Source organism: Streptomyces sp. NPDC048637, assembly GCF_040650675.1.
Lineage (GTDB): Bacteria > Actinomycetota > Actinomycetes > Streptomycetales > Streptomycetaceae > Streptomyces.
In genome coordinates this window covers 38,292-49,988 of record NZ_JBEZHQ010000009.1, presented here as the reverse complement: position 1 = coordinate 49,988, position 11,697 = coordinate 38,292, and the positions used below count along the sequence as shown (strand labels likewise).

Genomic DNA, 11,697 nt, shown 5'->3' with positions numbered 1-11,697 from the left:
GGGGGAGCCGGCCCCTCGGCGTGTGGCCGGGCCAGGGCGTGCCGGTGCAGTTGCTCGGACGAGGCCGGCGCTCCGGGCCACACCTCGGAGCGCCGTTCCCCGCCCGGCTACGGCAGCGTCCTCATCCCCGCGACCAGGGTCCTGGCCTGCACATTCAGATGGTGGCTGTACTTCAGAAGTTCATTGATCTGACAGAGCGTCACCCAACGGAAGCCCGCGGGTGTCCCGGTCGGGAACTCGTCGCCCACCTCGATGATCAGGTAGCGGCTCCGGGCGTGACGGAACCGGCCGCCCTCCTCCGACAGCACAGCATCGAACAGCGTCCGCTCCGGACGGCGGTCCAGCACGACATCGAGATACCGGGGACGGTCCTCGGCGGGAAGCTGGGCGTAGCTCTCCGGAGTGCACTGCACGGTGGGCCCGAGTTCCACCACATCGAGAAACCCCGGCTCGACCCGTGCGCTCAGCAGGGCGTGCGGCACACCGCGGATCCGCTTCACCAGCAGCGCGGCGATCCCCAGACCATGCGGTTCGAGCAGCGGCTGTGACCAGGCAGGAACCTCACGCCGGTGCGAGCTGACATCCACGGCGACGACACTGAAGAAGAGCCCACTCTCATGCGAGATCGCCTTCTCCGAGCGGCGCCAGCCCTCCGTCTCTCGCAGGGGCAGTGGCTCGGTGGTGATCTCGTGCCGGGCCCGCCGCGTCGTGATCCAGCTGCGGATCTCCGTATCGGAGTGCAGACCGGCGTTGGCCGTCGCCGAGCCCGCCCGCCAGTCAGGGATGCAGGAAAGCACCGTACGGGCATCCATGTTGACCAGATCGGGGTGGTGCAGCAGCGCGCCGAGCTGGCCCAGAGTGAGCCAGCAGAAATCCTCGCCCGCCTCGACCTCGGGGCCCACCTCGACCACCATGTTGCGGTTGCGCTTCCGGAAGAACCACGAGCCCTGCTCGGACTGGAGCACATCGGCCAGCACACGGCCCGGATCGGCGTCGATGAAGCAGTCCATGTACGGAACGGGGGAACCGCCGTGCACCCGGGTGTAGTTGCTCTTGGTGGCCTGCACCGTGGGGGAGAGCTGCACCCCGTTGATGTTCCCCGGCTCCGGCTTGGCCTGCATCAGACAGTGCAGCACTCCGTCGATCTCGCGGACCGCGATTCCGAGCACACCGATCTCCGGCTGATGGATGATCGGCTGGCACCATGCGCCCACCGGCCCGTAGTCGGAGCGGACCCGGATGCCCTCGATGGAGAAGAACCGCCCGCTGTCGTGCCGCAGATTTCCGTTTCCCGGAGCGAAGTTCCACCCCTGCAGCTCCTCGAAGGGTATGCGGCTGACCTGGAGCGCGTGGGTGCGCTGCCGCTCCTCGAACCATGCGTGGAACGCGTCATTGCTCATCACCCCGCCTTCGGTGGCCAGGGCGGAGACAGCCAGCCGCGAGGGCAGTGCCCCGGCCCGCCCGGAAGACACTGCGGAACCGGATGTGTGCAACGGCACCGCTGCGCTGTCCATATGCATTGCTGCGCACCTCCACGCTGATGTGTGTACGGCACCGGTCGGCCGACATCTCCCTTCGCAGCCTGCACCGGGGAGTTCTGGCATTCACCTAGTCTCTGCGCCTTGCCCGCCGACGGCCGAGCGGCTAGGCATGTCGCCCGTCACCAACGTGCCGGCACAACACACCTAAGGCCTGTCCGGTGGATCAGGGTCCGAAATGACCCTAGGGAGCCGGCGCCAGGGGAACCAGCGACGCGTCCGGGCCAGGCGTCGAGCGCTCCGGACGAGCGGCGCCCCGAGAGGGAAGCCCTGCTCAGGACGGTGCGGAAGGCTCATCGCCACGCCTAGGAGTTCCCCTAGTGGTGGCCTTCGTCGGTCCTTTCCGTGCCCGACGCTGTGGAACGGTGAGTTCAAGCCATGACTGTGCTGGTTCGGGTTGGGAGTGCGATTGATGAACGGGTCGGAAACCGCGGGCTCCACGATGTCCACGACGCACGGCGAGCCGATCGCCGTCATCGGCCTTTCCTGCCGCCTGCCCGGGGCAGCCGATCCGGACGCCCTCTGGGAACTGCTCCGCGAAGGCAGGAGTGCCGTCACCGAAGCGCCGGCCGACCGATGGAACGCGGAGTTCCTCGCGCAGTCAGGGGTCGAGCCCGCACGGGGCGGATTCCTTGACGAAGTCGCCGCATTCGACGCCGGATTCTTCGGACTCTCGCCCCGTGAGGCACAGTCGATGGACCCCCAGCAGCGGCTGGCCCTCGAACTCGGCTGGGAAGCCCTGGAGAACGCCCGCCTCCGTCCGGAGCGGCTCCACGGCCACCGGGCCGGGGTGTACATCGGAGCCACCGTTGAGGACTACGCCGTCCTCGTGCACCAGCAGGGCACCGAGGCTCTTGACCACCACACTCCGACCGGCCTCAACCGCGGACTCATCGCCAACCGCCTCTCGTACCACCTCGGCCTGCGCGGCCCCAGCATGGCCCTGGACACCGCTCAGTCCTCGTCGCTCGTGGCGGTCCAGGCCGCGTGCGACAGCCTGCGTCGCGGAGACTGCGAGGTCGCCCTCGCGGGCGGGGTACACCTCAACCTCGCCCCCGGAAGCACCATCGCGATGGCTCGCCTCGGCGCGCTCAGCCCGAGCGGTCTCTGCTACACCTTCGATGCCCGCGCCAATGGGTTCGTACGTGGCGAGGGAGGCGGCCTCGTCGTCCTCAAACCACTCGCCAGGGCAGTGGCGGACGGCGACCACGTCCACTGCGTGATCCGCGGCGGGGCGGTCAACAACGACGGCGGTGGCCCCGGCCTCACGATCCCGGACGCCTCCGCGCAGGAAGAGGTGCTGCGCCTGGCCTGCGAACGGGCCGGCGTCGACCCCGGTGACGTCGATTACGTGGAGCTGCACGGCACCGGCACCAAGGTCGGTGACCCCATCGAGGCGGCATCGCTCGGCGCCGTTCTCGGCACCGCCCCACGGCGCAGCACTCCGCTGCGGGTGGGTTCGGTCAAGACGAACCTGGGCCACCTGGAAGGCGCCGCCGGCATCGCAGGACTGCTGAAGGTGGCGCTGTGCGTGCGGCACGGCCACCTCGTGCCGAGCCTGAACTTCACGACACCCCATCCCGACATCCCCCTCGACAGCCTGAACCTTCGGGTGCAGACGGAGGCGGCCGCGTGGACGGCGCAGGAAGGGCGACAACTCGTGGCAGGAGTCTCGTCGTTCGGCATGGGCGGGACGAATGCACATCTGATGGTGGCGCGGGCTGCGGAGCCGGAGGAGGCAGAGGAGGCCGAGGAGGCAGAGGAGGCCGCCCCGGCATCGTTGCCTGGGATGACGGACACCTCGGGTGCGGGTGCGGGTGCGGGTGCGGGTGCGGGTGTGGGCGCGGGTGTGGGTGCAGGTGTGGGTGCAGATCCAGGCACGGGTGTGGTGGTGCCGTGGGTGGTGTCCGGGCGTTCTGCTGAGGCGTTGATGGCGCAGGCGGAGCGGTTGGCGTCGCGGGTGGCAGGAGCCAGTCTTTCAGCGATTGATGTGGGTTGGTCGCTGGTGGCGTCGCGGTCGTCGTTCGAGCACCGGGCCGTCGTGGTGGGGTCGGCGACCGACGGACTGGCCGCCGGGGTCCAGTCGGTGGCGGAAGGGCGCCCCGATGCCGCAGTGACGCTCGGCGGCGGGTCCGGCTGCTCGGGCGGGGCGGTGTTTGTGTTCCCGGGTCAGGGGTCGCAGTGGGTGGGGATGGCGGTGGAGTTGTTGGATTCTTCGCCGGTGTTTGCGGGTCGGTTGGCGGAGTGTGAGGCGGTGTTGGAGCCGTTCACTGACTGGTCGCTGTGTGAGGTGCTTCGTGCGGCTGAGGGGGCTCCGGGGCTGGACCGGGTGGATGTGGTGCAGCCGGTGTTGTGGGCGGTGATGGTGTCGTTGGCTGAGGTGTGGCGTGCTCATGGTGTGGAGCCTGCGGCGGTGGTGGGGCACAGCCAGGGGGAGATTGCTGCGGCGTGCGTCGCCGGGGCGTTGAGTTTGGAGGACGGTGCCCGGGTCGTCGCGCTGCGCAGCAAGGCCATCCGTGCGCTGTCGGGTCGCGGCGGGATGGTGTCCGTGGCGTTGGCGTCGTCCGAGGTGGAGGAGTTGATCGGGCCGTGGGGCGGTCGGGTCTCGGTTGCGGCGGTTAACGGTCCTACGTCCGTGGTGGTCTCTGGTGATGCCGACGCGCTCGATGAGTTGATTGCTGAGTGCCGTGGGGGTGGTGTCCGGGCGCGGCGGGTTGAGGTGGATTACGCCTCGCATTCGGCTCATGTGGAGTCGATTCGGGAGGAGTTGCTGGAGGTTTTGGCGCCGGTGGTGCCGCGTCCGGCCGAGGTGCCGTTCTTTTCGACGGTGACGGGGGAATGGCTGGACACGGCGCAGATGGATGCCGACTACTGGTACGCGAATCTGCGGGGGACTGTGGAGTTCGCTCTTGCTGTCCAGGCCCTCGCCGCTGCCGGTCATCGGGTGTTTGTGGAGGTCAGCCCGCACCCCGTCCTGACGGTGCCGCTTCAGGAGACGGTCGAGGATGCCGGTGTCGAGGCGGTGGTGACGGGCACGCTGCGCCGCAATGACGGAGGGCTTTCCCGGCTCTACACGTCCCTCGGGGAGCTGTACACGCACGGCGTGGACGTCGACTGGTCCACCGTATTCGCCGACCGCCGCCCGCGCCGGGTGGAGCTGCCGACCTATGCGTTCCAGCGCCGGCGCTTCTGGCTGGAGCCGGACGCGCCGGCTGTGGCGGCAACCCCCGAAGAAGAGGCGTTCTGGACAGCTGTCGGGGACCAGGACGCGGAAGCGCTGGCGGGCACGCTCGGGCTGCCCGGTGCCGAGCCCCTGCACGACGTACTTCCTGCGCTGTCCTCGTGGCACCGGAATCGGCGGCAGCGCGGTACGGCAGATGGCTGGCGCTATCGCATTGTGTGGCGGCCCCTCACGGAACCGGCCGCCCGCCCACTCGACGGCACCTGGCTCGTGGTCGTTCCGGCCGGGTACGAGGAGGACACGCTGGTGCACAGCGTCCGCGTCGCGTTGGCGGAAGCGGGCGCGCGCACCTACTCGTTGGTGATCGATGACGGCGCCGGTCTCGCGGAACAGCTGAACAACGGGGCTGCTCCGTTCGCCGGTGTGCTGTCGCTGCTGGCTCTGGACGCACGGCCGGACCGTGCACACCCCTGCGTTCCCAGCGGTCTTTCGCTCTCCCTCACGCTGCTCCAGGCACTCGGAGATGCCGGGGTCGACGCCCCGCTGTGGTGCGTGACCCGAGGCGCGGTCGCCACCGGAATCACCACCCGTGGCGCCACCGGCGCGGAGGATGCCCCCGTGCATCCCGACCAGGCCGGGATATGGGGGCTCGGCAGGGTCGCGGCGTTGGAGCACCCGGAGCGCTGGGGCGGCCTGGTCGACATGCCCTGCCAGGCCGATGACCAGTCAGCGGCACTGCTTGCGCGGATCCTGGCCGCCGGTGACGACGAGGATCAGCTGGCTGTCCGAGGCACCGCCCTCTTCGGGCGGCGGCTGGTCCCTGCACCGGTCGCCGGTACACCCGGCCGACGTGCTTGGCGGCCCCGCGGTACCGTCCTCGTCACCGGCGGCACAGGCGCACTGGGCGCGCACATCGCCCGCTGGCTCGCCGCCAATGGTGCGGAACATCTCGTCCTCACCGGCCGCCGTGGCGCCGATGTTCCTGGTGTGGACGCACTGCGCTCCGAACTCAGCGAACTCAGCGACCAGGGCGTCCACGTCACGGTGGCTGCCTGCGACGTCGGCGACCGGCAGGCGGTGGCGGACCTCGTGCGGCAGATCGAGCGGGACGGGGAGCCCATCCGGGCCGTGGTGCACGCCGCTGGGGTCAGCGCCCTCGGCTCGCTGGCGGAGGCCGGTCCGGCAGATCTCGCGGCGGCGCTCGCGGGCAAGGTCGCCGGAGCCGACCACTTGTCGTGCGTCCTCGATCCCGCACCACTCGACGCCGTCGTCTACTTCTCCTCCATTTCCGGCACCTGGGGAGTGGCCGACCACGGTGCCTACGCCGCAGCCAACGCCCTCCTCGACGCCCGCGCCGAACGTGGCCGCGCCGACGGTCTGCCGGTGCTGTCGGTCGCCTGGGGCCCCTGGGCCGGCGGCGGCATGATCGCCGACTCGGTCCACGATGTGCTGCGGCGCCGCGGCGTGCCCGTCATCGATCCGGACACCGCGATTACCGCACTCCAGCAGGCGCTCGACCACGATGAGACATCGATCGCGGTCGCCGAGGTGGACTGGCAGCGCTTCGGCAGCGTCTTCGCCTCGGTACGGCCCAGCCGGCTGCTGACGGAGATCCCGCACTTCGCGGCGGACGGCGACCATGATGGCGATGGCTTCGGCGAGGGCGATGGTGAGGGCGACCGCGGTGGCGGCGGCGGTAAGGAGCGAGCGCCCACCCGATCGGAACTCGCCGAACGGCTCGCGGGACTCGACGTCCGGCAACGCACAGCAGCACTGTTGGATCTCGTCCGCGAACAGGTCGCCTCCGTTCTCGGTCACGACAGGGCGGCGCCGCTGGACACCGAACGCCCCTTCAAGGAGCTGGGTTTCGACTCGTTGACCGCTGTCGAGCTGCGCAACCGTCTGAGCCGGGCCACCGGCCTGCAGTTGCCCAGGACCGTGGTGTTCGACCATCCGAGTCCGGCCGCGCTCGCCGCGTACGTAGACGTCCAGCTGGCCGACGAGCAGGAACCCGCCGCGACGCCGGCCGTGGCGCCCGCTCCCGTCCTCACGGGCGATGAACCGATTGCGATCGTGGCCATGGCCTGCCGCTACCCGGGCGGCGTGCAGTCGCCCGAGGACCTGTGGCGGTTGATCCGGGACGGCGTCGACGCGGTGTCTCCCTTCCCCACCGACCGGGGCTGGGACCTGGACGGCATATATGACCCGGACGCCGACCGGCCGGGCAGCAGCTACGTCCGGGAATCCGGATTCCTGCACGACGCCGGTGACTTCGACGCCGGGTTCTTCGGGATCTCGCCGCGCGAGGCCCTGGCCATGGACCCGCAGCAGCGGCTTCTGCTGGAGACCTCCTGGGAGGCCTTCGAGCGCGCGGGCGTTGACCCCAAGTCCCTGCGCGGCAGCGCAACCGGTGTCTACATGGGCGTCACCGACCAGGAATACGGCAATCGTCTGCGTGCGGCAGACCCCGAGCAGATCGAGGGATACCTCGCGACCGGATCGGCCACCAGCGTCGCCTCCGGCCGGGTCGCCTACACGCTGGGGCTGGAAGGCCCGGCCGTGACGGTGGATACCGCATGCTCGTCGTCGCTGGTCGCCTTGCACATGGCGGTGCGAGCACTCCGCTCGGGGGAGTGCTCGCTCGCCGTCGCGGGCGCCGCAATGATCATGGCGGATCCGGGGCCGTTCGTCGGCTTCAGCCGTCAGCGGGGCCTGGCACGGGACGGGCGCTGCAAGCCGTTCTCCGCGGCGGCCGACGGCTTCGCCCTCTCCGAGGGTGTCGGTGTGCTGCTGGTGGAACGCCTGTCGGACGCCCGCCGCAAGGGCCATCCGGTGCTGGCGGTCGTCCGTGGTACGGCGGTCAACCAAGATGGTGCGTCGAACGGCCTCACCGCCCCCAACGGCCCCTCGCAGCAGCGGGTGATCCGGGCGGCGCTGGCCGATGCCGGTCTGCCGGCCGGTGCGGTGGACGCGGTGGAGGCGCACGGCACGGGCACGACGCTCGGCGATCCGATCGAGGCGCAGGCGCTGCTCGCCACGTACGGGCAGGAGCGGGCGGCGGACCGGCCGCTGTGGCTCGGCTCGGTCAAGTCGAACATCGGGCACACCCAGACCGTTTCCGGTGTGGCCGGTGTGATGAAGATGGTGCTTGCCATGCGGAACGGCGAGTTGCCGGCGACCTTGCACGTGGATGAGCCGTCACCGCATGTGGAGTGGTCCGCGGGCGCGGTGGAGCTGTTGACCGAGGCTCAGCCGTGGGCGGTGGAGCAGGACCGTCCACGCCGGGCGGGCATCTCTTCCTTCGGCATCAGCGGGACCAATGCGCATGTGATCGTCGAGCAGGGGGAGGAGCCGGCGCAGACGGAGGCGGCCGACCCGGCGTCGTCGTATGAGACGGCGGACGCCCTGGTGCCGGCCTCGGTCCCGGCCTCGCTCCCGTCTTCGGTCCCGTCTGCGGGTGCGGGTGCGGGTGCGGATGCGGGCGCGAGTGTGGTGGTGCCGTGGGTGGTGTCCGGGCGTTCTGCTGAGGCGTTGGCGGCGCAGGCGGAGCGGTTGGCGTCGCGGGTGACAGAAGGCGACCTTTCGCCGGTTGAGGTGGGTTGGTCGTTGGTGGCGTCGCGATCGTCGTTCGAGCACCGGGCGGTCGTTGTGGGCTCGGAGACCAAGGAACTGGCAGACAAACTGGGGGAGTTGAGCCATTCAGCTGCCGTGGCTGATCCGGGTGGGACGGTGTTCGTCTTTCCTGGTCAGGGGTCGCAGTGGGTGGGGATGGCGGTGGAGTTGTTGGATTCTTCGCCGGTGTTTGCGGGTCGGTTGGCGGAGTGTGAGGCGGTGTTGGCGCCGTTCACTGACTGGTCGCTGTGTGAGGTGCTTCGTGCGGCCGAGGGGGCTCCGGGGCTGGACCGGGTGGATGTGGTGCAGCCGGTGTTGTGGGCGGTGATGGTGTCGTTGGCTGAGGTGTGGCGTGCCCATGGTGTGGAGCCTGCGGCGGTCGTCGGTCACAGTCAGGGAGAGATTGCCGCAGCGTGCGTCGCCGGGGCGTTGAGTTTGGAGGACGGTGCCCGGGTCGTCGCGCTGCGCAGCAAGGCCATCCGTGCGCTGTCGGGTCGCGGTGGGATGGTGTCGGTGGCGTTGGCGTCGTCCGAGGTGGAGGAGTTGATCGGGCCGTGGGGCGGTCGGGTCTCGGTTGCGGCGGTTAACGGTCCTACGTCCGTGGTGGTCTCTGGTGATGCCGACGCGCTCGATGAGTTGATTGCTGAGTGCCGTGGGGGTGGTGTCCGGGCGCGGCGGGTTGAGGTGGATTACGCCTCGCATTCGGCTCATGTGGAGGCGATTCGCGAGGAGTTGCTGGAGGTTTTGGCGCCGGTGGTGCCGCGTTCGGCTGGGGTGCCGTTGTTGTCGACGGTGACGGGGGAGTGGCTGGACACGGCGCAGATGGATGCCGACTACTGGTACGCGAATCTGCGGGGGACTGTGGAGTTCGCTCCTGCTGTCCAGGCCCTCGCCGCTGCCGGTCATCGGGTGTTTGCGGAGGTCAGCCCGCACCCCGTCCTGACGGTGCCGCTTCAGGAGACGGTCGAGGATGCCGGTGTCGAGGCGGTGGTGACGGGCACGCTGCGCCGCGACGACGGTGGCCTGTCCCGGCTCTACACGTCCCTCGGCGAGCTGTACACGCACGGTGTGGAAGTGGACTGGTCCCCGGCTTTCGCGGTGCACCGGCCCCAGCTCGTGGATCTGCCCACCTATGCCTTCCAGCACCGGCGCTACTGGCTGGAGTCCGGGCAGTCGTCGGTGGCCGGTGTCGTGGATCCGGTGGATGCGCGATTCTGGGACGCGGTCGAGCGTGCGGATCTGGAGGGTCTGGCGGGGACGCTGGGGCTGACCGCGGACCCGGGGGCGTTGCGTGAGGTGCTGCCGGCGTTGTCGTCGTGGCGGCAGGGACGGCAGCAGCGGAGCACGGTCGACGGCTGGCGCTACCGGATCGTATGGCGCCCTCAACCCGAGCCTGTGCAAGCCCAGTTGGACGGCACCTGGCTCATCGTCGTTCCCGCCGGATACCTGGACGACGACCTCGTACAGGCGACATCCCGAGGTCTCGGCGACCGGGCCCGCATCCTGCCCGTATCGGCAACCGCCGACCGTGCGGAACTGGCGGAGCAGTTGGCGGCGCAGTGCAGCGCAGCCGATGCGCCGCTGCATGTGGTGTCGCTGCTCGCGCTGGACGACCGGGATGTCGACGGCCACCGGGGGGTGCCCAGCAGCCTCTTCAGCACCCTGTCCCTCACTCAGGCACTGGCTGACGCGGAGGTGCCTGCCCGTCTGTGGGGGATCACCCAGGGCGCCGTCTCCACCGATGCCTCCACACAGGGGCCGGAAGCTCAGCCGGTCTCCGACCCGATCCGCCATCCCGGGCAGGCGGCGATCTGGGGTCTGGCGCGCGTCTTCGGACTCGACCATCATGATCGCTGGGGTGGCCTGATCGACCTGCCGGGGACCCTGGACGAGCACGCGTTGCGCCGCTATGTGTCGCTGCTCAGCGGTGGCGGCGGCAGCCCGGACGAATACGCCGTCCGCGCCTCCGGTGTCCATGTCCGGCGCATGGTCCGCGGGCCCCTGGTCCCGGCAGTCGGGGCCGAGCAGTGGCAGCCCCGCGGGACGGTCCTCATTACCGGCGGCACCGGCGCGCTTGGCACCCATGTGGCGAGGGCGCTCGCTGCCGACGGCGCGGAGCACCTTGTACTCGTCGGCAGGCGTGGCCCCGATGCCCCCGGCGCGTCCGAGCTGTCCGCCGAGCTGACCGCACTCGGGACGCGCGTCACGGTGGCTCCCTGCGATGTGACCGACCGGGCCGCAGTGGCCAAGCTGTTGGACTCGCTCGCCGACGAGCCGCCGCTGACCGCCGTCGTGCACACCGCGGGCGTCGTGGGCGAAGCCCGCCCCCTCACCGAGGTCTCCTTCGACGACGCCATGGCCGCAGTACACACCAAGGTCTCCGGTGCGTGTCACTTCGACGAGTTGCTGGCCGACCATCCGCTGGACGCCTTTGTCCTGTTCTCCTCCGGGGCCGGAGTGTGGGGTAACGGCGGCCAGGGGCCCTATGCGGCAGCCAATGCCGCTGTCGACGCCCTCGCCGAATGGCGCCGGGCCCAGGGCCGCCCCGCCACCTCCCTTGCCTGGGGTGCCTGGGCGGGAGGCGGCATGGTGGACGACGCCGTGGCCGAGCAGCTGACTCGCCGAGGTGTCCCCGGCATGGATCCCGGCCTGGCCGTACACGCACTGAGGGAAGCCGTCGAGCATGGGGAGACCACCCTCGTGGTCGCCGACATCCGGTGGGACCGCTTCCTGCCCGCTTACACGGTGAGCGGGTCCCGGCCGCTCCTGGACGAGCTGCCGGAGGTAAGGCACCTGCTCGCCGGCCAGGAGGAGAAGGCGGACGAGGCAGGCGACCAGGGTTCGGACCTGCTGGGCAAGCTCGCCGCGCTTTCGGAGAGCAAGCGCAACCGCCTGCTGCTGGACCTTGTCCGCACCCAGGCCTCCGCCGTGCTGGGCCACTCCTCGGCCGACTCGGTCAGGCCCACACGGGCCTTCCGTGAGCTGGGCTTCGACTCGCTGACCGGGGTGGAGCTGCGTAACCGGCTCAAGGCGGCCACCGCGCTGACCCTCCCCGCCACGCTGGTCTTCGACCACCCCACACCCACCGCGCTCGCCGCATACCTGCGGGACGAACTCCTGCCACCGGAACCGGAGTCAGGAGACGGAACCTCCCTGCTCCCCGAGCTGCAAGAGGTGGCGAGCGCACTGCAAAAGGCCACCGACCACGACACACGGCGAGCGCTCACCGAAGGGCTGCGCAGCCTGCTCACCCACTGGGAAAGCCAGACGCCGCCACCAGCGGAGACCGTCGACGACGAACTCTCGGAAGTGAGCGACGAGGACATGTTCGACCTGATCGACAGGGAACTCGGGATCGGCTGACCC

2 protein-coding genes are annotated in these 11,697 nt (G+C 70.1%); one reads left to right on the top strand and one right to left on the bottom strand.

Translation table 11 applies throughout. The features are described 5' to 3' along the window. Positions 1–107: 107 nt before the first annotated feature. On the bottom strand, positions 108–1,472 hold the full coding sequence (locus tag AB0C46_RS14515; protein WP_362828147.1) for an NDP-hexose 2,3-dehydratase family protein: 1,365 nt from the start codon (positions 1,470–1,472) through the stop codon (positions 108–110). Between the two features lie 478 nt (positions 1,473–1,950). Here AB0C46_RS14515 and AB0C46_RS14510 point away from each other — a divergent pair, with 478 nt between their 5' ends. Beyond that, on the top strand, positions 1,951–11,694 hold the full coding sequence (locus AB0C46_RS14510) for a type I polyketide synthase (RefSeq protein WP_362828146.1): 9,744 nt from the start codon (positions 1,951–1,953) through the stop codon (positions 11,692–11,694). Positions 11,695–11,697: the final 3 nt, after the last annotated feature.

What these genes read in the sequence shown, in the direction of transcription:
- AB0C46_RS14510 (WP_362828146.1), top strand. Translation starts at nt 1,951, where the DNA reads ATGAACGGGTCGGAAACCGCGGGCTCCACGATGTCCACGACGCACGGC.